The 26,376-nt window shown below is 71.9% G+C and carries 21 protein-coding genes; 13 read left to right on the plus strand and 8 right to left on the minus strand.

Features of this window, described 5'->3' with window-relative positions:
• Positions 1-64: 64 nt before the first annotated feature.
• From QSK18_RS00295 to QSK18_RS00315, 5 genes are all read left to right on the plus strand, one after another.
• The gene (locus QSK18_RS00295) at positions 65-1,675 is read left to right on the plus strand and encodes an acyl-CoA carboxylase subunit beta (RefSeq protein ID WP_232811408.1); all 1,611 of its coding nucleotides are present in this window, start codon (positions 65-67) and stop codon (positions 1,673-1,675) included.
• Positions 1,676-1,687: 12 nt separating this feature from the next.
• Complete coding sequence (locus QSK18_RS00300) at positions 1,688-1,918, plus strand: acyl-CoA carboxylase subunit epsilon (RefSeq protein ID WP_285616245.1); 231 nt, start codon at positions 1,688-1,690, stop codon at positions 1,916-1,918.
• 55 nt (positions 1,919-1,973) lie between these two features.
• Positions 1,974-2,642, plus strand: a complete 669-nt coding sequence (locus tag QSK18_RS00305; protein ID WP_232811407.1) for a Maf family protein — start codon at positions 1,974-1,976, stop codon at positions 2,640-2,642.
• A gap of 200 nt (positions 2,643-2,842) precedes the next feature.
• Positions 2,843-5,344 (plus strand): putative bifunctional diguanylate cyclase/phosphodiesterase, encoded by a 2,502-nt coding sequence (locus QSK18_RS00310; protein WP_285616246.1) that lies wholly within the window; start codon positions 2,843-2,845, stop codon positions 5,342-5,344.
• Between the two features lie 61 nt (positions 5,345-5,405).
• Entirely contained in the window at positions 5,406-7,103 is a 1,698-nt protein-coding gene (locus tag QSK18_RS00315; protein WP_285616247.1) for an endonuclease/exonuclease/phosphatase family protein, read from the plus strand.
• Positions 7,104-7,182: 79 nt separating this feature from the next.
• Here QSK18_RS00315 and trxA read toward each other — a convergent pair whose 3' ends face one another.
• Positions 7,183-7,557 carry a thioredoxin gene (trxA, locus tag QSK18_RS00320; RefSeq protein WP_352396424.1) on the minus strand — a complete coding sequence of 125 codons (375 nt, stop codon included), beginning with the start codon at positions 7,555-7,557 and terminating at the stop codon, positions 7,183-7,185.
• Positions 7,558-7,711: 154 nt separating this feature from the next.
• On the opposite strand from trxA, the gene QSK18_RS00325 reads away from it, so the two are divergent.
• Complete coding sequence (locus tag QSK18_RS00325) at positions 7,712-9,496, plus strand: acetyl/propionyl/methylcrotonyl-CoA carboxylase subunit alpha (protein WP_232811404.1); 1,785 nt, start codon at positions 7,712-7,714, stop codon at positions 9,494-9,496.
• A 51-nt stretch (positions 9,497-9,547) separates the two neighbouring features.
• Here QSK18_RS00325 and QSK18_RS00330 read toward each other — a convergent pair whose 3' ends face one another.
• Positions 9,548-10,906 (minus strand): NAD(P)H-quinone dehydrogenase, encoded by a 1,359-nt coding sequence (locus QSK18_RS00330; RefSeq protein ID WP_285616249.1) that lies wholly within the window; start codon positions 10,904-10,906, stop codon positions 9,548-9,550.
• A gap of 73 nt (positions 10,907-10,979) precedes the next feature.
• Between QSK18_RS00330 and QSK18_RS00335 the strand changes: the two genes are divergently transcribed.
• The 3 genes from QSK18_RS00335 to QSK18_RS00345 all read left to right on the plus strand — a co-directional run bounded on the left by QSK18_RS00335 (position 10,980) and on the right by QSK18_RS00345 (position 14,195).
• Positions 10,980-11,459, plus strand: coding sequence for a gamma-glutamylcyclotransferase family protein (locus QSK18_RS00335; protein WP_232811403.1), 480 nt, complete (start codon positions 10,980-10,982; stop codon positions 11,457-11,459).
• Between the two features lie 5 nt (positions 11,460-11,464).
• Positions 11,465-12,295, plus strand: coding sequence for a purine-nucleoside phosphorylase (locus QSK18_RS00340; RefSeq protein WP_285616250.1), 831 nt, complete (start codon positions 11,465-11,467; stop codon positions 12,293-12,295).
• 184 nt (positions 12,296-12,479) lie between these two features.
• Positions 12,480-14,195, plus strand: coding sequence for a phospho-sugar mutase (locus QSK18_RS00345; RefSeq protein WP_285616251.1), 1,716 nt, complete (start codon positions 12,480-12,482; stop codon positions 14,193-14,195).
• On the opposite strand, the gene QSK18_RS00350 is transcribed toward QSK18_RS00345, so the two are convergent.
• Together QSK18_RS00350 and QSK18_RS00355 are read right to left on the minus strand one after the other, a co-directional pair.
• Positions 14,192-16,255: a tetratricopeptide repeat protein gene (locus QSK18_RS00350; RefSeq protein ID WP_285616252.1), complete on the minus strand. Its 2,064-nt coding sequence runs from the start codon at positions 16,253-16,255 to the stop codon at positions 14,192-14,194. The genes QSK18_RS00345 and QSK18_RS00350 overlap by 4 nt on opposite strands.
• A gap of 51 nt (positions 16,256-16,306) precedes the next feature.
• A complete protein-coding gene (locus QSK18_RS00355; RefSeq protein ID WP_285616253.1) occupies positions 16,307-17,413 on the minus strand; it encodes an adenosine deaminase in 1,107 nt (368 codons plus the stop codon).
• 134 nt (positions 17,414-17,547) lie between these two features.
• On the opposite strand from QSK18_RS00355, the gene QSK18_RS00360 reads away from it, so the two are divergent.
• Both QSK18_RS00360 and QSK18_RS00365 read left to right on the plus strand, forming a co-directional pair.
• On the plus strand, positions 17,548-18,429 hold the full coding sequence (locus tag QSK18_RS00360) for a hypothetical protein (RefSeq protein ID WP_285616254.1): 882 nt from the start codon (positions 17,548-17,550) through the stop codon (positions 18,427-18,429).
• A gap of 2 nt (positions 18,430-18,431) precedes the next feature.
• Positions 18,432-18,734 carry a hypothetical protein gene (locus QSK18_RS00365; protein WP_232811397.1) on the plus strand — a complete coding sequence of 101 codons (303 nt, stop codon included), beginning with the start codon at positions 18,432-18,434 and terminating at the stop codon, positions 18,732-18,734.
• Between the two features lies 1 nt (position 18,735).
• On the opposite strand, the gene ligD is transcribed toward QSK18_RS00365, so the two are convergent.
• Together ligD and QSK18_RS00375 are read right to left on the minus strand one after the other, a co-directional pair.
• Entirely contained in the window at positions 18,736-19,821 is a 1,086-nt protein-coding gene (gene ligD / locus QSK18_RS00370) for a non-homologous end-joining DNA ligase (protein ID WP_232811396.1), read from the minus strand.
• 53 nt (positions 19,822-19,874) lie between these two features.
• On the minus strand, positions 19,875-20,975 hold the full coding sequence (locus tag QSK18_RS00375) for an ATP-dependent DNA ligase (RefSeq protein WP_285616255.1): 1,101 nt from the start codon (positions 20,973-20,975) through the stop codon (positions 19,875-19,877).
• A gap of 152 nt (positions 20,976-21,127) precedes the next feature.
• On the opposite strand from QSK18_RS00375, the gene QSK18_RS00380 reads away from it, so the two are divergent.
• Positions 21,128-21,904 carry a beta-phosphoglucomutase family hydrolase gene (locus QSK18_RS00380; protein ID WP_285616256.1) on the plus strand — a complete coding sequence of 259 codons (777 nt, stop codon included), beginning with the start codon at positions 21,128-21,130 and terminating at the stop codon, positions 21,902-21,904.
• On the plus strand, positions 21,901-24,267 hold the full coding sequence (locus QSK18_RS00385) for a glycoside hydrolase family 65 protein (RefSeq protein WP_232811393.1): 2,367 nt from the start codon (positions 21,901-21,903) through the stop codon (positions 24,265-24,267). The genes QSK18_RS00380 and QSK18_RS00385 overlap by 4 nt, the downstream gene beginning before the upstream one ends.
• Positions 24,268-24,507: 240 nt before the next feature.
• On the opposite strand, the gene QSK18_RS00390 is transcribed toward QSK18_RS00385, so the two are convergent.
• Both QSK18_RS00390 and QSK18_RS00395 read right to left on the minus strand, forming a co-directional pair.
• Entirely contained in the window at positions 24,508-25,797 is a 1,290-nt protein-coding gene (locus QSK18_RS00390; protein WP_232811392.1) for a thymidine phosphorylase, read from the minus strand.
• Positions 25,798-25,984: 187 nt separating this feature from the next.
• A complete protein-coding gene (locus tag QSK18_RS00395; protein WP_408623291.1) occupies positions 25,985-26,356 on the minus strand; it encodes a cytidine deaminase in 372 nt (123 codons plus the stop codon).
• Positions 26,357-26,376 lie beyond the last annotated feature (20 nt).

Consider the following 26,376-nt stretch of genomic DNA (forward strand, 5'->3'; position numbering starts at 1 on the left):
CCCAGTTGAACAGGCCCCCTGCGGGCTACTCTCGCTCCCAGTCCAGCGACCTAGGAGTCACGTGATGTCGGAAGCAGCGTCCGGTCCCGAGGTGCCCGAGGACATCGACGTGCACACCACCGCGGGCAAGCTGGCCGACTTCCACCGCCGGGTGGACGAGGCCGTGCACGCCGGTTCCGCCCGGGCGGTGGAGAAGCAGCACGCCAAGGGCAAGCAGACCGCCCGGGAGCGGCTGGAGGCCCTGCTCGACCCGGGCTCGTTCGTCGAGCTGGACGAGCTGGCGCGGCACCGCTCGACCGCCTTCGGCATGGAGAAGAAGCGTCCTTACGGCGACGGCGTGATCACGGGGTACGGAACGATCGACGGCCGTCAGGTGTGCGTGTTCAGCCAGGACGCCACGATCTACGGCGGTGCGCTGGGCGAGGTCTACGGCGAGAAGATCGTCAAGGTCCAGGATCTGGCCGTGAAGACCGGTGTCCCCCTGATCGGGATCAACGAGGGCGGCGGCGCGCGCATCCAGGAGGGTGTGGTCTCGCTCGGCCTGTACGCCGAGATCTTCGCCCGCCACGTGAAGGCGTCCGGGGTCATCCCGCAGATCTCGCTCATCATGGGGGCGGCTGCCGGCGGTCACGTCTACGGCCCGGCGCTCACCGACTTCGTGGTGATGGTCGACCAGACCTCGCACATGTTCATCACCGGCCCGGACGTGATCCGCACCGTCACCGGTGAAGAGGTCACCTTCGAGGAACTGGGCGGCGCGCGCACCCACAACACCCTGTCGGGCAACGCGCACTACCTGGGCTCGGACGAGGCCGACGCCCTGGAGTACGTGCGCACGCTGGTCTCTTACCTCCCCGACAACAACCTCTCCGACGCGCCCGTTCTCGGTGGCCCGGAGGAGGACTTCGTCCCGGACGACGCGCTGGACGCGTTCATCCCCGACTCGGCGAACCAGCCGTACGACATGCACACGGTGATCGAGCACGTCCTCGACGAGGGCGAGTTCCTCGAGGTGCACGCCCTGTTCGCGCCGAACATCCTGGTCGGTTTCGGACGGGTCGAGGGTCACCCGGTGGGGGTGGTGGCCAACCAGCCGATGCAGTTCGCCGGCTGCCTGGACATCAACGCCTCGGAGAAGGCGGCGCGGTTCGTGCGTACCTGCGACGCGTTCAACATCCCGGTGCTCACGCTGGTCGACGTTCCGGGCTTCCTGCCGGGCACCGACCAGGAGTGGAACGGCATCATCCGGCGCGGCGCCAAGCTGATCTACGCCTACGCCGAGGCCACGGTCCCCCTGGTCACGGTGATCACCCGTAAGGCGTACGGCGGGGCGTACGACGTGATGGGCTCCAAGCACCTGGGCGCGGACATCAACCTGGCCTGGCCCACGGCGCAGATCGCGGTGATGGGAGCCCAGGGCGCGGTGAACATCCTGTACCGCAACGAGATCAAGAAGGTGATGAGCGAGGGCGGGGACGTCGAGACGGCCCGCCAGTCGTTCGTCACCGAGTACGAGGACACGCTGGCCAACCCGTACATCGCGGCCGAGCGGGGGTACGTCGACGCGGTGATCCAGCCCTCACGTACCCGCGAGCACGTGGTACGGGCGCTGCGGGCCCTGCGGAACAAGCGCGAGCAGGCGCTGCCCAAGAAGCACGGCAACATCCCGCTGTGAGAGGGGTCCGGAATGCCTGAGGACGAGGGGGGCCGGCCTGCGTTGCACCTGGTCCGGGGAGATGCGTCGGCCGAGGAGATCGCGGCGCTGCTCGCCGTGATCAGTGCGGTCGGTTCAGCGACTGAGGACGAGGGTGCGCCCGGGAAGCGGTCGGGTTCGGCCTGGGCGGATCGGGGCTCTCTACTGCGCCGGCCGGTCTCCCCCGGGCCGGGAGCCTGGCGGGCATCGGGCCGGACCCGCTGATCGCAGACGGGTGGCCGATGTGGCGCGGCCGCACCGGGCTGCTTCACTGTCGGCCGTGAGCACTCATACCCCCCTGACCCTGGCCTCGGCCTCCCCGGCCCGGCTGGCCACGCTGCGCTCGGCCGGGATCGAACCGTCGGTCCGCGTCTCCTCGGTCGACGAGCCGGCCGTCCTGGCCCGTACCGGGGTGACCGACCCCGAGGACGTGGCCCTGCTCCTGGCCAAGGAGAAGGCCGAGAACGTGGCCGGTGCCGCCCAGCGTGAGTACTTCGACGAGGACGGCCCGGCGCCCGGCCTGGTGCTGGGCTGCGACTCCGTGCTCGACCTGGACGGCGCCGCCCTGGGCAAGCCCGCCGACGCCGACGAGGCGGTCCGGCGCTGGAAGGAGATGCGCGGTCGCAGCGGGCGGCTGTGCACCGGCCACTGGCTGATCGACCTGCGCGACGAGGACGAGGGCGGCACCGGCGGCACGCTGGGCGCGGTCTCGGTCACCACGGTCCACTTCGCCAAGGTCACCGACGCCGAGATCGAGGCCTACGTGGCCACCGGCGAACCGCTCGCCGTGGCGGGCGCGTTCACCGTGGACGGCCTGGGGGGACCGTTCGTCTCCGGGATCGAGGGCGATTTCCACGGTGTGGTCGGCGTCTCGCTGCCTCTGCTGCGTGACCTCGCCAAGGAGCTGGGTGTGGCCTGGCCAAGCCTTTGGACCCCGCGCGACCGGTGAATTCGGCTGGATGTCACGCAGCGTGGCCGATAATTTTAACTGACACCGCTTGATGGCATTGATGCGTTTTGGTTGCCGGGGTTGCTGTGACGGCCAACACTGTTCGCATGGGCATGACGCGACCGGACGACAGCCGTTCGGTCACCGTGCCGAAAATGTCCGATCCGATCGCGGTTGCCCCTGAATCGCCAGGTCAGAGCGTGACCACCGAGATCCGCACGGTGGCCGCGCCGGCCCCGGGACGCACCGGCACCGCATCGGTACCGCGTCCGGCCGGCCCCGAACCGGAGCGCCTGCGCCCGACTGACAGCGATGTCACCGAGCGCGACGACATGCCAGAAAGGGAAGGGTTTCCGGCCGGTACCGTGACCGGGCCGGCGTCCGACCCGGCCCCGGAGCCGTCGCACCGCTGGGGCCTGGCCCTCTCGATGCTGCAGGTGATCGTGATCCTCGGCGCGGCTCTGGCGGTCGTGCCGATCACCCCGCCCGACCCCCGGCACACGCTGGCCGTCGCCGCCCCGTTCGTGATGCTGTGCACCGCCCTGTGTCTGCTCCGCTCGGCCCGGCGGGAGCTGGTCTCGCCGATCGTGGCGCGGGCCTGGCGGGTGATGGCCGGCAGCTACGCGGCGATGGCCCTGGCCGTCGCCGGGTGGGCCGCCACCGACCCGGCCCACGCGGGCCTGGTCGTCGCCGCGATCACGATCGGCCGGATCGGCCAGGTGGCCGGCGTGGTGATGCTGCTGCGTGGGGGGTCGCCCCGCTGGGCCCGCAGCGACGGCCTGGACGCGGCCGTGGTGGTCACCGGCGCGCTGGCGCTCGGGGTGCTGGCCGTGGAGCTGGCCCTGACCTACCGCACCTCGGCGGCGCTGACCGGGCCGACGGCTCCGGTGCCCTGGGTGCCCCTGCTGGTCGACGTGGTGGTGTTCGTGCTGGCGGTGACCACGATGGCGGCCACCAGCCGTCCGCTGCGCTCGCAGCTGCACTGGCTGGCCGTCGGGCTGATCGCCGTCACCGTGGCCGACCTGCTCAGTTTCCGGGCCAGCGGCAGCCCGGCCCTGCTCAGCGCGCTGGACCCGGCCACCTCGGCCCCGGCCTGGACCGGGCTGCTGGTGCTGCTCGGGCACGCCATCGTCGGCTGGGGCGCCGGGGCGGGCCCGAGCAGGTTCCGGAGCGGCCGGACGAGTCGCTGGGCCGGTTTGCCCCGCCTGCTGCCCGGCCCCCGCGGCGACGGGCCGGCAGCCCTGGTCGTGGCCGGGTGCGCGGTGCTGGTGGCGGTGTCGCTGGCCCTGCCCCAGGCCCCTCGGGTCGGAGCCGGGATCGCCCTGGTCTGCCTGGTGGCGGCCGTGTTCCGGACCCGCGAGGCGCTGCGGGCCGATCGCGAGCGCGCCCTGGCCTGCCCGCCGCGGCCCAGCACCGACGAGCTCACCGGGCTGGCCAACCGCTGGGCCCTGTCCGAGGCCCTGGCCGCCCCGGGCGACGGGCCGGCCCGCGCCGACCGCCCGGGCACCGGCCTGCTGCTGGTCGACCTGGACAACTTCAAGGACGTGAACGAGGCGCTGGGGCACGCCACCGGCGACCGGCTGCTGGCCGCCGTCGGGGCCCGGCTGCGGTCGGCCCTGCGCCCCGAGCAGATGCTGGCCCGGCTGGGCAGCGACGAGTTCGCCGCGCTGCTGCCCGGGGCCGACCGGGTGCAGGCGCAGTCGGCCGCGCTGGCGTTGCGGGCGGCGCTGCGCGAGCCGTTCGACGTGGGCGGCTCACGGCTGCACGTGGCGGCCAGCATCGGCATCGCGACCAGCCCGGAGGGCACCGGCAGCACCGGCGGTGACCTGCTGCGGCGGGCCGACGTGGCGCTGCACCACGCCCAGCGCACGCGCAGCGGCCTGGCTCACTACGACCCGGCGGGCGACGACGGCAGCGAGCGGCTGCGCCGCACCGGCGAACTGCGCCAGGCCCTGGTCCGGGGCGACATCGAGGTGCACGTGCAGCCCCAGGTCGACCTGCGCACCGGGCAGATCGTCGGGGCCGAGGCGCTGGTGCGCTGGCGCCACCCGCAGGACGGGGTGCTGCTGCCGGCCGCCTTCCTGCCCCTGGCCGAGCGCACCGGCCTGAACCGGCCGATGGCCGCGCTGATCCTCGACCGGGCCCTGGAGGCCTGCTCGTCGTGGTGGCAGGCGGGCTACCAGGTGCCGGTGAGCGTCAACCTGGACGCCGGCGACCTGCGCGACGAGGACCTGCCCGGCCGGGTCTGGGCGGCCCTGAACCGGCAGTCGCTGCCCCCGGCCGCGCTGCGGGTGGAGATCACCGAGCAGTCGCTGCTGACCGATCCCGCGGCGGCGGCCGGGCTGCTCGGCCGCTGGCGGGCCGACGGGGTGTCGGTGTCGATCGACGACTTCGGCACCGGGTACTCCTCGCTGTCGTACCTCAGCCAACTGCCGGTGGACGAGGTCAAGCTGGACCGGGTCTTCGTGGCCGACCTGGCCCGCCCCAACACCGAGATGATCGTGCAGCACACCATCGCGATGGCCCACGGCCTGGACGCCCGGGTGGTGGCCGAGGGCATCGAGGAGGCCGCGACCGCGCACCGGCTGGCCGACCTGGGGTGCGACGTGGGGCAGGGCCTGGCCTACGGCGCCGCGATGACCGCCCCCGAGTTCCTGGAACGACTACGCACGGTGTCCGACGAACGCCGACGCCCGCAATGATCGGCTCTGAGCGAGTCGGGGAAGTACGGCAGCCCGGCCGACTGCGATAACTTGTAACGCCATGGACGGCCGCTCCCCTGAACGCGGATCCAGCCGCGCTCCGGAGAACGGCGCCGCACCGCAGCAGCCCCGCAAGACCCGCCGTGAACTGCGGGCCGAGCGTGAGGCGGCCGAGCGCGCCCGCACCGGCGAGCAACCCACCCGCCCGGCCCAGCCCGCGATGCCCCCCAGCGGTCGTCCCGGGGCCGGTCGTCCGGGTGCCGGCGGCAGCGGCTCGTGGTTCGACCAGCCGGCGGGACCCGAGGGGCCCGCGCGCCCGGGCGCAGCCCCGGAGCAGCCGAGGCCCAGTGTCGGTCAACGCATTCCGGGCCCTCATCAGCAGAACCCGGCCCCCGGGCGAGGAGCGCAACGACAGGCCCCCCGGCCCTGGGACGATCCGGAACCGCAGACCGCGCGCCAGCCGGAGAAGCCCGAACGCGGCCCCCTGAGCGAGCGCTTCCCCGCGCGCCCGACCCCGTTCAACGGCGTCCAGATGCGCCGCGAAGACCTCCCCGACCGCACCGGCAACCACCCGATCGACCGCACCGACGCACCGACCGAGACCGGACGACGTCCTCAGGCTCGTGAAAATGCTCTACCCCGGCCTGGGAGCACCACGTCGCGCCGCGACCGTGGCGCCCGTCTGCGCCCCTCTCCGGACGAACCCCTCGACGAACACTTCGACGAGGAGCACGACGGCTTCGAGGACGAGTTCGACGACCAGTTCGAAGAGCACGAAGAACCCGAGCCGCGCCGGCCGGTCGACCCGCGCCGGCACCGCCGTATCGCGATCGGGCTGACCGGCGTTGCTCTGCTGCTGGGGCTGTGGTCGGCCACGATGTTCGTCGACTCGGCCTCTCCGTTGCTCACTGCCCCCTCGGCGCTCGCCCCTCTGGTCGCCATCTTCGCCCTGCCGGTGCTCGCGATCGGCCTCAGCGGCAAGCACTGGATCCCCACCGGCATCGCTGCGGTGGCCGCCCTGCTGCCCTGGGCGATGGTGGCCGGCTACGCCTCCTCGCGCGACGCCCCCGCGGGCAACCTGGCCACCGTCCGGGTTCTCACCGTGGAGGGCTCGCACGGCGCGGCCGACGCGAACGCGATCGCCGACGCGGCCCGGGACTACGCGGCCGACGTGGTGGTGGTCACCGGGCTCAACACCACCCTGGCCCACGACCTCACCGAGGCCGGGCTCGACCGGCAGGCCCCGGCCCAGGGCATCGTCCAGGTGGGCAGTGAGGGCAGCAACGGCATCGGGATCTGGAGCCGGCTGGCGGTCTCGGACCTGACCGAGCTCGAGGGCTTCAGCAAGCCCGCGGCCTCGGGGGTGCTGGAGGCCGGCACCGCGCGGATCGGCCTCACCGTCGCGCAGATGCCGGGCGGAGTGCTGATGCCCGGCCCCGACTGGCGGGCCGACCTGCGCCGGCTGGCCGAGCAGAAGGTGGCCGGGGCCGAGACCGGCTCGTTCCTGGTCGGCGACCTCAACGCGGCGCCCTGGCAGCCCGCTTTCCGGGCGCTCGAGAAGGCGGGCTGGGAAGACGCCGCCGACGTGGTCGGCAAGGGCCTGCGCCCGACCTGGCCGGCCTGGTCGCCGCTGCCGGTCACGCCCGCCGACCACCTGCTGGTCGACGAGGGCATCGGCGTCGCCTCGACCGCCACGGTCGACATCAGCGGCTCACCGCACCGGGCGCTAGTGGTCGCACTTGAGGTGCCGACGGGCTGATCGGGCCCGTCGGCGCCGGCGGATTCAAGTGCGGCGGGCTCGTTCAACCGCCACTTTCCGCCCCTGGAGGGGCGGCCGGTCAGACCCGGCCGGCTTCCTTCTTCTGCGCCTCGTACTGCTCGCGGGCCTGGTCCATGTCCAGCTCGCGGACCTCCTTCAGCAGGCTCTCCAGAGTCGCCTCGGGAAGCGCCCCGGGCTGGCTGAAGAGCGGGATGCCGTCGCGGTAGATCACCAGGGTCGGGATCGAGCGGACCCCGTACTTCGCGGCCAGAACCTGCTGGTCCTCGGTGTCGACCTTGGCGAACGTCGCGTCCTCGTTGGCCTCGGACACCTTCTCGAACACCGGGCCGAAGCGCTTGCACGGACCGCACCACTCCGCCCAGAAGTCGATCAGGACGATGCCGTCCTTGACCGTTTCGTCGTGGTTGTCCTGGGTCATCGTCATAGTAGCCACGACCCCTCCAGCGAAATTCGCTCCGGCTGAATTCCCGGGCCGGCCGGGCCGGGTCCGGGGACCGCCCGTCCGGCGCGACGTGGCCCGGGTCACGTCCGCGACCGCCCGGGCCGCAGAGGCCGGGGATACTCTCCGGGCAGAGGAGAGGAGCGAGATGACCACGCCGTCCCCCGAACCGGGTGCCACCCGTTCGATCAGCAAGGTTCTCATCGCCAACCGGGGCGAGATCGCGGTGCGTATCGCCCGCGCCTGCCGTGACGCCGGCATCGCCTCGGTGGCCGTCTACGCCGAGCCCGACCGCGACGCGGTGCACGTCACCGTCGCGGACGAGGCCTACTCCCTGGAGGGGACCACCGCTGCCGAGTCCTACCTGGTGGTGGACAAGCTGCTGGCCGTAGCGGCCCGTTCCGGTGCCGACGCGGTGCACCCCGGTTACGGCTTCCTGGCCGAGAACGCCGACTTCGCCACCGCCGTCCTGGCCGCCGGGCTGACCTGGATCGGCCCGCCGCCGGCGGCCATCGACGCCCTGGGCGACAAGGTCAAGGCCCGGCACATCGCCCAGCGGGCCGGCGCGCCCCTGGTCCCCGGCACCAAGGACCCGGTGGCCGACGCGAGCGAGATCGTCGCCTTCGCCGAGGAGCACGGCCTGCCGGTCGCGATCAAGGCCGCGTACGGCGGCGGCGGGCGCGGTCTGAAGGTGGCCCGCACGATCGAGGAGATCCCCGAGCTCTTCGAGTCCGCCACCCGTGAGGCGGTGGCCGCCTTCGGCCGCGGCGAGTGCTTCGTCGAGCGGTTCCTCGACCGCCCGCGCCACGTGGAGACCCAGTGCCTGGCCGACGAGCACGGCAGCGTGGTGGTGGTCTCCACCCGCGACTGCTCGCTGCAGCGGCGCAACCAGAAGCTGGTCGAAGAGGCCCCGGCGCCCTTCCTGACCCCCGAGCAGACCGCCGAGCTGTACCGCGCGTCCAAGGCGATCCTCACCGAGGCCGGTTACGTCGGCGCGGGCACCTGCGAGTTCCTGGTCGGCCCGGACGGCACCATCTCGTTCCTGGAGGTGAACACCCGCCTGCAGGTCGAGCACCCGGTCTCCGAAGAGGTCACCGGCCTGGACCTGGTGCGTGAGCAGCTGCGGATCGCCGCCGGGGAGCCGCTGGGCTACGACGACCCGCAGGTCCGCGGGCACTCGATCGAGTTCCGGATCAACGGCGAGGACGCGGGCCGTAACTTCCTGCCCCAGCCGGGCACGGTCACCCGCTACGAGACCCCGTCCGGCCCGGGCGTGCGGCTCGACTCCGGTGTGGTGTCCGGGTCGGTGATCGGCGGCGGCTTCGACTCGATGCTGGCCAAGCTGGTGGTCACCGGCGCCACCCGGCAGCAGGCGCTGGAGCGCTCCCGCCGGGCGCTGGCCGAGTTCGTCGTCGAGGGCATGCCCACCGTGCTGCCCTTCCACCGGGCGGTGGTCAGCGACCCGGCCTTCACCAGCGACCCGTTCACCGTGCACACCCGCTGGATCGAGACCGAGTTCGACAACACGATCGAGCCCTGGTCCGGCACCGCGGCCGAGAGCGGCGAGGAAGAACCCCGCGAGCGGATCGTGGTCGAGGTCGGCGGCAAGCGGCTGGAGGTGGTGCTCCCGGCCGGGCTGGGTTCGGTGGGGGCCGCGCCGAAGGCCAAGAAGGCGGCCCCGCGCCGCTCGAAGGGCAAGGCCGCCGCGGCGGTCAGCGGTGACGCGCTGACGTCGCCGATGCAGGGCACCATCGTCAAGATCGCGGTCGAGGAGGGTCAGCGGGTCGAGGCCGGCGACCTGGTCGTGGTGCTCGAGGCGATGAAGATGGAGCAGCCGCTGACCGCGCACAAGGCCGGCACCGTCACCGGTCTGAGCGCCGAGATCGGCAAGACGGTCACCTCCGGCGCACCCATCTGCGAACTGAAGGACTGACCGAACGCGACCGGAGGACGCCGGTGCCCACCGACGTCCTCCGGTTGCCGTTCAGCTCGTGTGCAGTTGCCGGGCCGCCTCGGCCACCGAGCCGGAGATCGACGGGTAGACCGTGAACACCGCGGCCACCTCGTCGACCGTCAGCCGGGCCGAGACCGCCAGCGCGATGGGGTGGATCAGCTCGGACGCGCGCGGCGCGACCACCGTGCCACCGAGCACCCGCCCCGACGGCGAGGCGAACAGCTTCACGAAACCGTCGTGGATGCCCTGCATCTTGGCCCGGGGGTTGGTGGCCAGCGGCAGCTTCACCGCCACCGCCTCCAGCCCTCCGTCGACCTGGGTCTGGGTGACGCCGACGGTGGCGATCTCCGGTGAGGTGAACACGTTCGAGCTGACCAGGCGCAGCTCCAGCGGGGAGACCGCGTCACCGAGCACGTGGTGCATCGCCTTCCGGCCCTGCATCGCCGCCACCGAGGCCAGCGGGAACACGCCGGTGCAGTCACCGGCGGCGTAGATACCGCGGACACTCGTGCGCGAGACCCGGTCCACCTCGATGTGCCCGGAAGGACTCAGCCGGACGCCGGCCTCCTCAAGCCCCAGACCGGCGGTGTTCGGAACGGCCCCGACGGCCATCAGGCAGTGCGACCCCTCGACCGTGCGCCCGTCGGAGAGCGTGACCACCACGCCGGCATCGGTGCGCTTGACGCTCTGCGCGCGCGAGCGGGACAGCACCTCCATACCGCCGCGCCGGAACACGTGCTCCAGCACCTCGGCGGCGTCCGCATCTTCTCCGGGCAGCACCCGATCGCGGCTGGAGACCAGGGCGACCCCGGCGCCGAGGGCGTGGTAGGCGCTGGCGAACTCGGCCCCGGTGACCCCGGACCCGACCACGATCAGCCGCTCGGGCAGCTCCTCCAGGTCGTACAGCTGCTTCCAGTTGAGCACCCGCTCGCCGTCGGGCATGGCGTCGGGCAGCTCGCGCGGGCTGGCACCGGTGGAGATCAGCAGCGTGTCGGCCTCGATCACCAGATCGCCGACCTTCACCCGGGAGGGCCCGTCGAGGACCCCCTGCCCCTGGACGATGCGCACCCCCTCGGCCTCCAGGCGGCGCTGGATGTCTTTCGACTGGGCCCGGGCCAGGCCCTTGACCCGGCGGTTGACCGCGGCGAGGTCGGCCTGCACCCGGCCCAGGCCGCGGATGCCGAGCTGCCGCGAGCCGCCGACCGTGGCCAGCACGTCGGCGGTGGCGATCAGGGTCTTGCTGGGCACCACGTCGGTCAGGACCGCGGCCCCGCCCAGCCCGTCCCGGTCGACCACCGTGACGTCGGCGCCGAGCTGCGCCGCCACCAGCGCGGCCTCGTACCCGCCGGGCCCGCCGCCGACGATGACAATTCTGCTCTTCGCGCTCACCCGGTCATTGTCCCCCAGGACAGCAGGCCAGGCGTTTGCATGGGGACGGGCGGGAATCTCTACCCTGTCCTCCATGGATCTCTACGCCGCCTACGGCGCGAACCTCGACCCGGAGCGAATGGCGCTGCGGGCGCCGCACTCGCCGTTGCGTGGGCTCGGATGGATCACCGGCTGGCGCCTCACCTTCGCCGAGGTGCCGAACGCCGTCGACGGGGCCCTGGCCACCCTGGTGGAGGATCCGTCCGCCCAGGTCTACGTCAGCGTCTACGACGTGACCCCCGGCGACGAGCAGGCCCTGGACGAGTGGGAGGGCCTGGCCACCGGGCTGTCCCGCAAGATCCATGTCCGGGTGCACACGCTCGACGGTGACGTGGTCGCCTGGGTGCACGTGCTCGACGCGTACGAGGGCGGCCTGCCCGCCGCGCACTACCTGGGCATGCTGGCCGACGCGGCCGAGGCCGGCGGCGCCCCCGACGACTACGTGCACAACCTGCGCGCGCGCCCCTGCCAGTCCAGCGACACCCCTGAGCACCTTCCCCCGAACGAGCGGTGAACTCCATGACCACGCACGAGACCTCGCCCAAGGAGACGGCCGAGCTCGCCGCCGCCCGGCTCTTCGAACTCACCGGCATCGAGAAGCACGACGTGGCCCTGGTGCTCGGCTCCGGCTGGGCCCCGGCCGCCGACCTGCTGGGCGAGACCCTGGCCGAGATCCCGGCCACCGAGGTCCCCGGATTCTCGGTCTCCGGGGTGCCCGGCCACGTCGGCCAGCTGCGCTCGGTCCGGATCGCCGCGCCCGAGGGGTCGTCGGCGGCCCCCAAGCACGCGCTGATCCTGGGCAGCCGCACGCACTACTACGAGAACAAGGGCGTACGGGCGGTGGCGCACGGCGTGCGCACCGCGGCGGCGGCCGGCTGCTCGATGGTGGTGCTGACCAACGGCTGCGGCGGGCTGAACCCCGAGTGGCCTCCCGGAACACCGGTGCTGATCAGCGACCACATCAACCTGACCGGGGCCAGCCCGCTCGAGGGCGCCACCTTCGTCGACCTGACCGACCTGTACTCCAGCCGGCTGCGCGCGGTCTGCCGGGAGGTCCAGCCCGACCTCCCCGAGGGCGTCTACGCGCAGTTCCGGGGCCCGCACTACGAGACCCCGGCCGAGGTGCGTATGGCCGGCCGGCTGGGCGCCGACCTGGTCGGCATGTCCACCGCCCTGGAGGCCATCGCGGCCCGCGAGGCGGGCCTGGAGATCCTCGGCATCTCGCTGGTCACCAACCTGGCCGCGGGCATCTCCGGCCAGCCGCTGAGCCACGAGGAGGTGCTCGCCGAGGGGCGGGCCGCCGCCCAGCGGGTCGGCTCGATGCTGGCCGAGGTCGTCCGCCGGCTCTGAGACGCCTGAGGACGTCGGTGGCCACCTGAGGCGGCCACCGGCGTCCTCAAGTCGTGTTCAGTAGGGTCGAAATCGGCCGGTTGTGGCGCCCGCCACGCCCCTTTCACCCGGAAAGATCAGCCGTTCCGGTCACAACAACCGTCCGGTACCCGTCCAGGGGATGGCGACCAGGTAAGTTTCCGGTGTGGACGAAACCGAGCTCGCCGGTCTGGTCGACCGCGCGACGCACTGGCGGGACGCGGACCCCGACCCCCGTACCCGGCTCGAGGTGGACCGGCTGATCGAGCTGGTCACCTCCGGCGACTCCACGGTCTCCGGGACAGCGCGCGACGATCTCGCACAGCGCTTCTCCGGCTCGCTCCAGTTCGGTACCGCAGGTCTGCGGGGCGCACTGGGGGCCGGGCCGAACCGGATGAACCGGGCTGTCGTCATCCGGGCCGCGGCCGGGATCGCGGCGTACCTGCACCAAGTGGTCAAGCCAGAGGCGCCGAGGGTGGTGGTGGGGTACGACGCCCGCACCGACTCCGACACCTTCGCCCGCGACACCTGCGCGGTGCTCACCGCCGCGGGTTGTGTGGCCCAGCTGCTGCCGGGGCCGTTGCCCACCCCGGTCCTGGCCTTCGCTCTGCGCCGGCTCGGCGCCGACGCAGGCATCATGGTCACCGCCAGCCACAACCCGCCGCAGGACAACGGTTACAAGGTCTACCTGGGTGGCCGGGCCGACTCCTCCCCCGGCAGCGGCGCGCAGATCGTCCCGCCGGTCGACGACCTGATCGCCCACCAGATCGCCCACGTGGCCCCGGCGATCGACGTGCCGATGGCCCTGGACGGCTGGGAGCAGGTCGGCGAGCAGATCGTGGACGAGTACCTGGAATCGGTCGCCGCGGTGCTCACCCCGGGAGCGGCCCGGGACATCGACATCGTTCTCACCCCGCTGCACGGCGTCGGCGGAGACACCGCGGTCCGGGCCTTCGCGGCGGCCGGTTTCCCGGCCCTGCACGTGGTTGCCGAGCAGGCTGCCCCGGACGCCGCCTTCCCCACCGTGAGCTTCCCCAACCCCGAGGAACCGGGCGCCCTCGACCTCGCGCTGGCTGCGGCCCGCGCGCGCAAGGCCCACCTGATCATCGCCAACGACCCGGACGCCGACCGGTGCGCCGTGGCCGTGCCGGACCAGGCCGGCTGGCGGATGCTGCGCGGCGACGAGGTGGGCGCCCTGCTGGGTGAGTACCTGCTCGGCCGCCGCGGCACCGGGTCCGCGGTGGTGGCCAGCTCGATCGTGTCCTCGCAGCTGCTGGCCCGGATCGCCCGGGCGCACGGCGCCGAGCACCGCGAGACGCTGACCGGTTTCAAGTGGCTGGCCCGGGTGCCGGAGCTGTCCTACGCCTACGAGGAGGCGCTGGGCTACTGCGTGGCCCCGGCCTCGGTGCGCGACAAGGACGGCATCAGCGCCGCCCTGCTGATCGCCGAGTACGCGGCCGAGCTGCGGGCTCAGGGGCGCAGCCTGCTCGACGCCCTGGACGACCTGGCCCGGCGCCACGGCCTGCACGCCACCGACCAGTTCTCGGTACGGGTGCAGGATCTGGCCGAGATCGCCACGATGCTCGAGCGGATCACCCAGCGCCCGCCCGCCACCCTGGCCGGCAGCGTGGTGAAGTCGGCCGAAGACCTGTCCGAAGGGGTGGACGGCCTGCCCGGCACCCCCGGCCTGCGCTACCGCACCGCCGACGGCGACCGGGTGATCGTGCGCCCCAGCGGCACCGAGCCCAAGCTGAAATGCTATCTGGAAGTGGTGGTTCCGGCCGATGGCGACTCGGTCGCGGCCGCCCGCGAGGCGGCGGCCGAGCGGCTGGCCCGGATCACCGCCGACGTGCAGCAGGCCCTGGGCGTCCGGGTTTCCTAGGGCGTGTGGCGGCGGTAGCCCGCGTCCCGGAACGAAAGCTGAGTCACGGCGGGCCTCTCGCCCTCTGCCGGTAGCACCACGGCGGCGGACGGGGGGCCGGTCAGGTCGATCTTCTCGGCGAAACCGGCCTTCTCGATGACGGTCTCGACGTAGTAGTCGTCCGGCGCCAGCTCGCGGGCACTCTCCAGCAGCTTCTCGGCATCGGCCGGACGCAGCTGGAGCAGGCGGATCCCGGCCAGCGAGGCCATCGCCCGGGCCGCCTCGGGGAACCGCCGCAGGTAGTCCTCCAGGTCGTCCTCGGCCGCGTTCGGGTCGGACAGCGCCAGGTTCACCTCGGCCCGCAGGTAGGCCAGATGGTCGCCGTCCGGGTCGATCTCGACCCGGCGCAGCGCGGTGTCCAGACCGGTGTGGTCGTGCCCGCTCTCGTTCAGCGCCACCGCCAGGTCGCGCACGATCGTGGCGTCTTCCGGATGCGTCTGCATCGCCCGGCGCAGCAGCGGCACGGCCAGGTCGTAGTGCCCGCGCAGGTGCAGCAGGCGGCCGAAACGGGCCGGGGCGCCGTCGATCTCGGGGTGCTGCTCGATGAACTGCAGGGCGTTCTCCACGGCCGCGTCGGTGTCCTGCGCGTCGAGGTGGATCACGATCAGCGCCTCGACCGCCAGGTCGTCGTCCGGGTGCAGGTCGAGGTAGGTGCTCAGGTCCAGCCGGGCCTCCTCGACCTCGCCCAGCACCTGCTGGCACTTGCCGCGGACGAACCACATCCGGTCGTCGGCGGGATTCAGTTCCAGCGAGCGGGTGGCGTGCGGCAGGGCCTCGGCCTCACGGTCGAGCATCCACAGCGCCCGGGCCAGCCGGCCGTGCTGGGCGCCGTCCTCGCCGTCGGCGGCCAGGGCCTGACGCAGGTAGGGCACGCACTCGTCGTAGCGGTGCCGGGTGAACAGCCACTGCCCCATCAGCCCGGCGATCCCGGCCCGCTCCGGCGCCGGCATCGTCACCGCGGCCAGCGAGCAGTCGCGCCAGGCCTGCTCGAACGCCTCGTCGTCGTGCTCGCGCAGTTGCAGCAGGATGGCCGCGCGCTGCAGCAGGGCCTGCGGGTGGGCCATCACCGCGGCCGGGTCGGGCCGCGGGCCGAGCGCCTCGTCGAGCAGTTCCAGCGCCTCGGCCAGGGCCTCCCGGCTGCCGGTGCCGTGGTGCACCCGGTAGATCGCGTCGGCCAGCTTCAGCCCGGTCTCCTGCCGCGGCGCGCCCAGGGCCCGGGCCTTGCGCAGCAGCTCGGCGCCGCGGGCGTAGCGGTGCTCGGCCAGCACCACCTCGATCTCGGCCTCGAGCCGGCGCAGCTCGCGCATCGACTCCAGATTGGTGCGGCCGGTGAGGTAGTCGGCGGTCAGGCTGGCCCGGCCGGCGCCGATCGCGGCCCGCAGCCGGGGCCAGGAGAACTCGTCGCCGTTCTCCAGCACCGTGGAGTCGAGGACCAGCGAGGGCAGCACCTCGCCCCGGGCCTCGCGCACCCCGGGCCCGTCGACCACCCCGATCCGGGTGCGGCCGTTCTCCAGCACCGGGGCCTTCAGCGCACCCCCGACCAGCATCGGGAAGGCGTCGGAGACCAGCAGCTTGGCCGCCACGTCACCGTCCAGCCGGGCCCCGCCGGACGGGCCGGCCCCGGCGAAGACCTCGGAGACCTGCACGTCGCCGCGCACCACGAGTTCCAGCCCGCTGATCGCCACGTTGCGCGCCTGCAGGTCGCCCAGGACGTACAGCGACATGCCGGTGGTGGAGCGGGGGTGCTGCACCGCCCGGTCGACCCGCAGACCGCCCACGATGATCAGCCCGTGCACCTCGGGCTCGGGCCGGGTGAAGGCGGCCGACACTGCATCGGCGCCGCCGTGCGGCTCCAGGTCGAGCTCTTCCATCTCCACGTCGCCGACCAGCACCAGCAGCGACAACGCGGGGTTGGCGGCCAGCAGCCGGGCCATCATGGTCCGGCGCAGGTCGTAGCGGGCCACCGCGTCCGCGGCGAGCACGCGCCGGGAGCCCGGGAAGCGGGCCGGCCGGTACGCCACCCTCACTCCTCCCTCAGGCTCAGATCAGGCTCACATCCGGGCTCGGACTGCTCAGGACGCGCCCAGCTGCGCGTACCCGGGCTTCACGACGCCCTCGATCAGCGCAAGCCGTTCGTCGAACGGGATAAAAGCACTCTTTAGTGCATTAATCGTGACCCATCGTAGGTCTTCGAGCGTCCAGCCCGCCTGTTGCACGAGACCGGTCATCTCACGGGTCATCGACGTGCCGGACATCAGCCGGTTGTCGGTGTTCACGGTGACCCGGAACCGCAGGTCCTTGAGCAGGCCGATCGGGTGCTCGGCGACGCTGCTGGCGGCGCCGGTCTGCACGTTGCTGGTCGGGCAGAGTTCCAGCGGGATGCGCTTGTCGCGCACCCAGCCGGCCAGCCGGCCGAGCTTCGCGGCCGGGCGGCCGTACTCGTCCCGGCCGCCGATCACCTCGATGTCGTCCATGATCCGCACGCCGTGCCCGAGCCGGTCGGCGCCGCACACCTGCACCGCCTCCCAGATGCTGGGCAGCCCGAAGGCCTCCCCGGCGTGGATGGTGACGTGCATGTTCGCCTCGTGCAGGTAGTCGAAGGCGTCCAGGTGCCGCGAGGGCGGGAAGCCGGCCTCGGCCCCGGCGATGTCGAACCCGACCACCCCGTTGTCCCGGTGCCGCTCGGCCAGCTCGGCGATCTCCCGGCTGCGGGCCGCGTGCCGCATGGCGGTGACCAGCTGACCGGTGCGGATCGGGGTACCGGCGGCAGCGGCTTCCTTCTCGCCCTCGGCCAGACCCTCGGCGACGGCGGTGACCACCTCGTCGAGGTCGAGCCCGCCCTCGAGGTGCTGCTCGGGTGCATAACGGATCTCGGCGTAGACCACACCGTCGGCGGCCAGGTCGAGCGCGGCCTCCCGGGCCACCCGCACCAGGTCCTGCCGGCGCTGCATCACGGCGACGGTGTGCACGAACGTCTCGAGGTAGCGCTCCAGGGAACCGGAGTCGGCACTGCGCCGGAACCACTTGCCCAGCTCGGCCGGGTCGGAGACGGGCAGTTCATGGCCGATCTCGGCGGCGATCCCGGCGACCGTGGAGGGTCTGAGCCCACCGTCCAGATGGTCGTGCAGCAGGACCTTCGGGGCGCGCTGGAGGATCTCGGAGTCAGTCGGACCGGTCACCCGTCGAGCTTATAGCCCAGTACCCGAACGACTGCGCTACGTCAGCCATCCGCCGCTGGATCGTGACTGGGCGTCTCCTCCGGGGGTGGCACTCCCCTTGTCACCTTCGCACTGTTACGAGTAGTAAAGGCACGGTGACCGCCCGCGCCCTCACCGACGTCATCAAGGACGTGGTGCGGTACGGCCGGGATGCGCACGACGCGGGCGAGCTGGCCGAGGCCCTGGCGGAGGGCGCCCAGGAACACGGCTGGGACGGCCTGGCCTGGGGTTACGGCGCGGCCCAGCAGGTGCTCGAGGGGGTCGAGACCGAACTGAAGACGCTGGTGTCGGGCCTGCGCGCAGCGGCACCGGTTCTCGAGCGGATACGTCAGGACCGGTCCTACCCCGAGGTGGGCGACGACCTGGAGACGATCGCCGCGCGGCTCGACGAGGCCGTAACGGCACTGGACGGCGCGGCCGCCGACGTCGACGACGCCTTGGAGCAGGCCCGGCAGGTAGGTGCGGAACACCTGGCCGAGCGGCTACAGGGCCTGGTCACGTCGTTGCTGGAGACGAGGCAGCAGTGCGGGGAGATCCAGGACGAGGTGGAGGCCGACCTCGAGGCTGCAAGGGGGATCGATCCGATGACCGGGAGCACCACCGACGGGGAAAGCGGCCGCCGACACAAGTGCGGGAGAGAAGCCACCAAGTTCACCTCGGAAGAGGCATTCGTCAAGGCCTATGACGCGATCACGGCCAGCCAGGCGTTCAGGGATGCAAGGCAACAGGACGAGGCCACCGGCATGGGGCACATCCGCGCCGAAATTCCTCTGGCGTCGGTCTACGGCCCGGACTACCGCCAGCACGTCAGAGGTGTCCGACGCAACGGCACGCGAGCCCACCCCACCGGCGACCCGCCGGGCAGCGCTCCCCCCACCATGGTCGATTTCACCGACGGCACGGTGTTCGCGGCCTTCTGGCAGGACACCGCCGGGGTCTACCGTCTGAGGACCATGTACCCGAGGCCGAAGGACTGATCGTGGCGAACGACGAGGACGTCGAAGTTTTCCTGGACTTCGCCGCGACCATGATGAACATCAACGCGCTCGGCCGGGACTGGGAGACCGAGTTCGTCGAAGCAGTCTCGCGGGTCCGGATCCCTGAGCGCCGGGAAAGCTTCCGGCGAGGCTTCGCCAAAAGCCTCACCGGCCGGCTCACTCCCGAGGAATTCGAGCGCCACACCGACTGGGACTTCGACACCGACGAGGAGTTCCGTCAAGAACTGACCGTCCTGTGGCGCCGCTTCTACGGCGACGCCGACCCCCGCGACAGCCTGACCTGACTCACTCCTTCGGCTTGTCCCCGTCCCATCGCTTCGGGTCGGCGTACCAGTCCCGGTCGGCGATGCCCTCCGTGTCAGCCCGAGACACGCTGGGGCGGGCGCGTTTCGGCTCGCCAGGCATCTTGGGGTAGTCGGGCGGGAAGGGAAGTTCGCCCAGGCCGCGCTCTTCCACGTCCTGCCGCCACAGCTCCAGGGCCGGCGCAATGTCTCCGGCGCTCTCGTGCATACCCTCCCACGGGTCGCCCCGGTCAGCCAGCAACTGGGGAACCGTGCGCACGGTAAGGGTTTTCGGGTCTACCTCGGGCAGTTCGTCCCAGCTGAGCGGGGTGGAGACGGGGGCGTGCGGCAGCGGACGGGGGCTGTAGGCGCCGGCCATCGTGCGGTCGCGGGTGCACTGGTTGAAGTCGACGAAGATGCGCTCGCCGCGCTCCTCCTTCCACCAGGCCATCGTGACCAGGTCGGGCGCCCGGCGTTCGAGCTCCCGGCCGATCCCGATGGCGGCGTGCCGGACGTCGAGGAACTCGTGCTCGGGGCGGATCGGGGTGAACACGTGGACGCCGCGGTTGCCGGAGCTCTTCACGTAGCCGGTCAGGCCCAGTTCTTTCAGCAGGTCACGCAACTGGAGGGCGGCCTGCACGGCGTCGGCGTAGTCGCGGCCGGGCTGCGGGTCGAGGTCGAGGCGCAGCTCGTCGGGGTTGTCGGTGTTGGCTGTGCGCACCGGCCAGGGGTGCAGGGTGAGGGTGTTCATCTGCACCGCCCAAACCGCGGTGGCCACCTCGTCCACCACCAGCTGCGGATGGCTGCGCCCGCTGGGGTAGGTCACCTTCACCGAGCGGGCGTAGTCCGGCACCCCGCGGGGCGGGTTCTTGGAGTAGAACCGTTCTCCGTCCACACCTTCGGGGAAGCGCTCCAGCGAGACCGGCCGGTCACCGATCGCCCGCAGCAGCGCCGGGCCCACGGCGACCACGTACTCGGCCAGGTCCTTCTTGGTCAGGCCCACCTCCGGCCAGAGCACCCGGTCCGGACTGGACAACCGCACCGAACGTTCCCCGACCTCGATCTGCACCGCCGCGTTCTTGGCCGCCACCGTCGTCCTCTCGTCGGTCTGGTTCGAACTGGAGACCGTGCCGCCCCCCGGAACTAATCGCCCACGATCTTCGGCGCCTTCGACCCGACCGGCGACAACACGTCTTCCAGCCGGAAGTTCACCGGCCGCTCCAGCTGCTCGTAACCGCAGCTGTCCGGCGTGCGATCGGTACGCCAGCGCCGGAACTGGGCGGTGTGCCGGAACCGGTCGCCCTCCATCTGGTCGTACGCCACCTCCACCACCAGGTCCGGCCGCAGCGGCACGAACGACAGGTCCTTGGTCGAGTTCCAGCGCGAGACGTTGCCCGGCATCCGCTGGTGCTCGTGCGCCTGCGCCTCGGCCCACTTGCCCCACGGATGGGTGCCGAGGTCCTCCACCGCCATCCGGTACGGCTCCAGCTCCTGCACCAGCTCGGCCCGGCGGGCCATCGGGAACGACGCCGCCACGCCCACGTGCTGCAGCGAGCCGTCCTCCCGGTAGAGCCCCAGCAGCAGCGAGCCGACGATCGGGCCGCTCTTGTGCCAGCGGAACCCGGCCACCACGCAGTCGGCCGTGCGGGCGTGCTTGATCTTGAACATCGAACGCTGGTTGGGCTCGTAGGGGCCGTCCAACGGCTTGGCCACCACCCCGTCCAGACCGGCCCCCTCGAACATCCCGAACCACTCCTGGCCGGTGTCCAGGTCGGTGGTGGCCGGGGTGCAGTAGACCGGCGCCTTCGCGGCCGACAGGGCCTCGACCAGACGGGCCCGCCGTTGCGAGAACGGCTGTTCCATCAGGTTCTCGTCGCCCAGGGCGAGCAGGTCGAAGGCGATGAACGAGGCCGGGGTCTGCTCGGACAGCAGCTGGATCCGGCTGGCCGCCGGGTGGATGCGCTGCTGGAGCACCTCGAACTGCAGCCGGTCACCCACGATGGTGACGATCTCCCCGTCCACCACGCAGCGCGGTGGCAGATTCTGCCGCAGCGCCTCGACGAGTTCCGGGAAGTACCGGGTCATCGGCTTCTCGTTGCGGCTGCCCAGTTCCACCTCGTCGCCGTCGCGGAACACGATCGTCCGGAAGCCGTCCCACTTGGGTTCGACGTGACCGACGTCGGGGATCTTCGGCACCGACTTGGCCAGCATCGGCTTGACCGGCGGCATCACGGGCAGGTCCATGCCGCCCATCCTGACACCGCCCGGGCCGCCACGGGCCGATTGCGACCGGTGGGCCGCAGGTGGTCGCCGCGCGGGAAACGATCGGGCAACGTCGCCGCACACGATGCTCCTCCCGTCTGCGGGCGGGCGTCCGTTGTGGTCTGCTTGGGCACATGTCCGATCCGCAGATCGCGCGGCCGGTTGACGTCGGCCTGCCCGAGCACGTCCAAGCCTGTCTCTTCGACCTGGACGGAGTGCTCACCGACACCGCCTCGGTGCACGCCTCCGCCTGGAAGGAGATGTTCGACGCCTACCTGGCCGAGCGCGCCGCCCGCCTGGGCGAGCCCTTCCGGGAGTTCGACATCGCCACCGACTACGTGAAGTACGTCGACGGCAAGCGCCGGCAGGACGGCACCCGAAGCTTCCTCGCCTCCCGCGACATCGTCCTGCCCGAGGGCACCCCCGAGGACTCCGCCGACACCGAGACGGTGAACGGGCTCGGCACCCGGAAGAACAACCTGGTGCACGAGAAGATCGCGAAGGAGGGTGTCACGATCTTCGACGGCACCTTCCGCTACCTGGAGGCCGTGCGGGCCGCCGGGCTGCGCGTGGCCGTGGTCTCCTCCAGCGCCAACACCGCCGAGGTGCTGAAGGTCACCGGGATCGCCGAGTTCGTCGAGATCCGGGTGGACGCGCAGGCCGCGATCGCCGCCGGACTGCACGGCAAGCCCGCTCCCGACACCTTCATCCACGGGGCCCGGCTGCTGGGCTTCGAGCCCGCCCAGGCCGCCGTCTTCGAGGACGCCATCGCCGGCGTCGAAGCCGGGCGTTCCGGACAGTTCGGCATCGTCGTCGGGGTCGACCGGGTGGGCCACGCGGCCGCCCTGGTCGAGCACGGGGCCGACGTTGTGGTGACGGATCTGGCGCAACTGATAGATAACCGCGCATGAACCGCCGAGCCGCTTTCACCGTCGAGCCGTGGTGCATCCGGGAGACCGAGCTGCACCTGGACGACCTGGGGTCCACCGAATCCGTCTTCGCGCTCTCCAACGGCCACATCGGCATCCGGGGCAACCTGGACGAGGGCGAACCGCACGGCCTGCCCGGCACGTACCTGAACTCGGTCTACGAACGCCGCCCGCTGCCCTACGCAGAGGCCGGCTACGGCTACCCCGAGTCCGGTCAGACGATCATCAACGTCACCAACGGCAAGCTGATCCGCCTGCTCGTCGACGACGAGCCCTTCGACCTGCGCTACGGCCACCTGGACAAGCACGAGCGGGTGCTGGACATGCGGGCCGGCACGCTGCGCCGGGAGGTGGAGTGGCGCTCCCCCGCCGACCAGGCGGTACGGGTCACCTCCACCCGGCTGGTCTCGTTCACCCACCGCTCGGTGATGGCGATCGCCTACGAGGTCGAGCCGCTGCACGAGACCGCCCGCGTGGTGCTGCAGTCCGAACTGGTCGCCAACGAGCAACTGCCCGAGGGCGGTTCGGTCGACCCGCGCGTCGCCGCCGCCATGCACAACCCGCTGCAGGCGCTGGAGCACGACTGCAACGGCAACCGGATCACCCTGGTGCACGAGACCCGGCACAGCGGCCGCCGGGTGGCCGCGGCCGCCGAGCACGTGATCGAGGTGCCCGAGGGCGTCAAGGTCTCCACCAACTGGGGCGTGCGCCCCGACTGGGGCCGGCTCACGGTCACCGCCACCCTGAAGCCCGGCCAGAAGCTGCGGCTGATCAAGTTCGTCAGCTACGGCTGGTCGTCGCAGCGTTCCCTGCCCGCCCTGCGGGACCAGGTGGCGGCCGGTCTGACCGGCGCCATCCACACCGGCTGGGACGACCTGCTCACCGAGCAGCGGCAGTACCTGGACGAGTTCTGGGCGCGCGCCGACGTCGAGGTCGACGGTGACGAAGAGCTGCAGCAGGCGGTGCGTTTCGCGCTGTTCCACATCATCCAGGCGGGCGCCCGGGCGGAGCAGCGGCCGGTCCCGGCCAAGGGCCTGACCGGGCCCGGCTACGACGGTCACTGCTTCTGGGACACCGAGACCTTCGTCCTGCCGGTGCTGATCCACACCGCTCCCCGGGCCGCCGCCGACGCGCTGCGCTGGCGGCACAGCACGCTGCAGAAGGCCAAGGACCGCGCCGCCACGCTGGGCCTGAAGGGCGCGGCGTTCCCGTGGCGCACGATCAACGGGGACGAGTGCTCGGGCTACTGGCCGGCCGGCACCGCGGCGTTCCACATCAACGCCGACATCGCCGACGCGGTGATCCGCTACCACGGCGCCACCGAGGACGACGAGTTCGACCGCGAGATCGGCCTGCCCCTGCTGGTCGAGACCGCCCGGCTGTGGCGCTCTCTGGGCCAGTTCGACCGGGACGGCTGGTTCCGCATCGACGGGGTCACCGGGCCGGACGAGTACAGCGCGATCACCGACAACAACGTCTACACGAACCTGATGGCGCAGCGGAACCTGCGGGCCGCGGCCAACGCCGCGGCCGAGTACTCCGACGAGGCCGAGAAGCTCGAGGTCGACTCCGAGGAGATCAGCGGCTGGCGGCAGTGCGCCGACTCGATGTACATCCCGTTCGACGAGAAGCTCGGCGTGCACCCGCAGGCCGACGGCTTCACCAAGCACGCGGTGATGGACTTCGAGGCGCTCACCGAGGAGGACTACCCGCTCCTGCTCACCATGCCCTACGTCCAGCTGTACCGGATGCAGGTGGTCAAGCAGGCCGACCTGGTGCTGGCCATGCAGATGCGGGGCGACGCGTTCACCCCGGAGCAGAAGGCCGCGAACTTCGCCTACTACGAGAAGATCACGGTCCGCGACTCGTCGCTGTCGGCGTGCACCCAGTCGGTGATGGCGGCCGAGGTCGGGCACCTGGGCCTGGCGTACGACTACACCATCGAGAACGCCCTCACCGACCTGCACGACCTGCACAGCAACACCACCAACGGCCTGCACATCGCCGCGCTGGCCGGGACCTGGATGTCACTGGTCGCCGGGTTCGGTGGAATGCGCGACACGACGGGCACTCTCGCCTTCGCGCCGCGTCTTCCGGACGGTCTGGACCGGCTCGCCTTCACGATCACCCACAAGGGCCTGCGCCTGCGGGTGGAGACCGACGGCAAGCAGGCCACCTACCTGCTCAGCGATCACGAGCGCAACCCCGCCGACGAGCTCGAGATCCTGCACCACGGTGACCTTCACACCCTGAAGCTGGGCAACCCGGTGACCCTGCCGGTGCCGCCCACGCCGACCCACCCGCGGCCGTCCCAGCCGTTCGGGCGGGAGCCGATGCGCCGATAGGCGTTCGAAGGCAACCAACAACGGACGTCCACCAGCCCTCATGGGGGCTGGTGGGCGTCCGTTGTTTGTTTGAGGACGTCCACCCGCCCTCGTGCGGGACCACAGACGTCCGTTATTGGTTCGGTTTGAGGACGCCCACCCGCCCCTTGAGCGGGACCGCAGACGTCCGTTGTCGGTTCGGTTTACGGACGCCCGCCGCCCCTTGTGCGGTTCGGCGGACGTCCTGTGGTGCCTGGCTTCTCAGACCGTGATGCGGTCGATGATCAGCGGCCGGTGGTCCGGCCGGGAACCCTGCGGGGCGATCTGGTAGCCGCCCTCGAGCGCCGCCTCGGCCTGCTCGAAACGCTCGGGCGTGTCGGTGTGCAGCGTGAAAAGCGGCTCACCGGCGCGCACCTCACCACCGGGCTTGGCGTGGATCTCGACGCCCGCACCGGCCTGTACGGGGTCTTCCTTCCGCGAACGACCGGCTCCCAGACGCCAGGCGCTCATGCCCACCGCCATCGCGTCCAGGCTCACCAGCACGCCGTCGGCCGGGGCCAGCACCTGATGCGTGTGCTTGGCCGTGGGCAGCTCCGCGGACGGGTCGCCGCCCTGGGCCGCGATCATCTGGTTCCAGGCATCCATCGCCCGGCCGTCTTTCAGCACCCGCTCGGGATCGGCCGACACGCCGGCCGTCTCCAGCATCTCCTGGGCCAGGCTGATCGTCAGCTCGACCACGTCGGGCGGGCCCCCACCGGCCAGCACCTCCAGCGACTCGCGCACCTCGAGGGCGTTGCCCGCGGTCAGGCCGAGCGGCGTGGACATGTCGGTGAGCAGGGCCACCGTGTTCACCCCGGCGTCGGCCCCGAGCCGGACCATGGTCTGGGCCAGCACCCGGGCCTGCTCCTCGGTCTTCATGAACGCGCCGGAGCCCACCTTCACGTCGAGCACCAGCGCCCCGGTGCCCTCGGCGATCTTCTTGCTCATGATCGAGGAGGCGATCAGCGGCACCGCCTCGACCGTGCCGGTGACGTCGCGCAGCGCGTACATCTTGCGGTCGGCCGGGGCCAGCCCCTCACCGGCCGCGCAGATCACCCCGCCGACTTCTTCCAGCTGCCGGGTCATCTCGGCGTTGCTCAGCTTCGCCCGCCAGCCCGGGATCGACTCCAGCTTGTCCAGCGTGCCCCCGGTATGTCCGAGCCCGCGCCCGGACAGCTGCGGCACGGCAGCGCCGCAGGCGGCCACGAGCGGGGTCAGCGGCAGGGTGATCTTGTCGCCCACCCCGCCGGTGGAGTGCTTGTCGGTGGTCGGGCGGGAGAGGCCGGAGAAGTCGAGGCGCTCACCGGAGGCGATCATCGCGGCCGTCCAGCGGGCGATCTCGGCGCTGCTCATGCCGTTCAGCAGGATCGCCATCAGCAGCGCGGACATCTGCTCGTCGGCCACCACGCCCCGGGTGTACGCGTCGACCACCCAGTCGATCTGCTCGTCGCTCAGGCGGTCACGATCGCGTTTGGCCCGGATGACGTCGACTGCGGCGAAGGGTTCGGTCATGCCGTGAGGTTAACGAAGGTGCCCGGGTGACGGCGGTTACGGACCCGTTCGGCTCTTCTGCCGGCTGCGAATCCGGTTCGGCGTCTCTTGCTGTAGTGACCGCCACCGCCACCCCCGCCCACCCGGGAAACACGACACGCCGGGCCCCCGGTTGACTCAACTGCACAACCGGTGCGGCATCCGGGTCTCAGCGGTGGGTCGGCCCCGTCGCCCGCGACAGGTCGGCCGGGCCGAAGGCGTCCGGCAGCACCTGGGTGAAGGGCACGATGCCGTGGCTGGTCTCGACCAGCAGCTCCGGACCGCCGAATTCGTACAGCAGCTGACGGCAGCGCCCGCAGGGCATCAGGTTCTCGCCGTCCGGCCCCACGCAGGTGAAGGCGATCAGGCGCCCTCCCCCACTGGCGTTCAGCGACGAGACCAGGCCGCACTCGGCGCACAGCCCCACCCCGTAGGAGGCGTTCTCGACGTTGCAGCCGGTCACGATCCGGCCGTCGTCGGTCAGCGCCGCTGCGCCCACCGGGAAGCCGGAGTAGGGCGCGTAGGCCTTCTGCATGACCATCCGGGCGGCCGCGCGCAGCG

Source organism: Kineosporia sp. NBRC 101677, assembly GCF_030269265.1.
Lineage (GTDB): Bacteria > Actinomycetota > Actinomycetes > Actinomycetales > Kineosporiaceae > Kineosporia > Kineosporia rhizophila.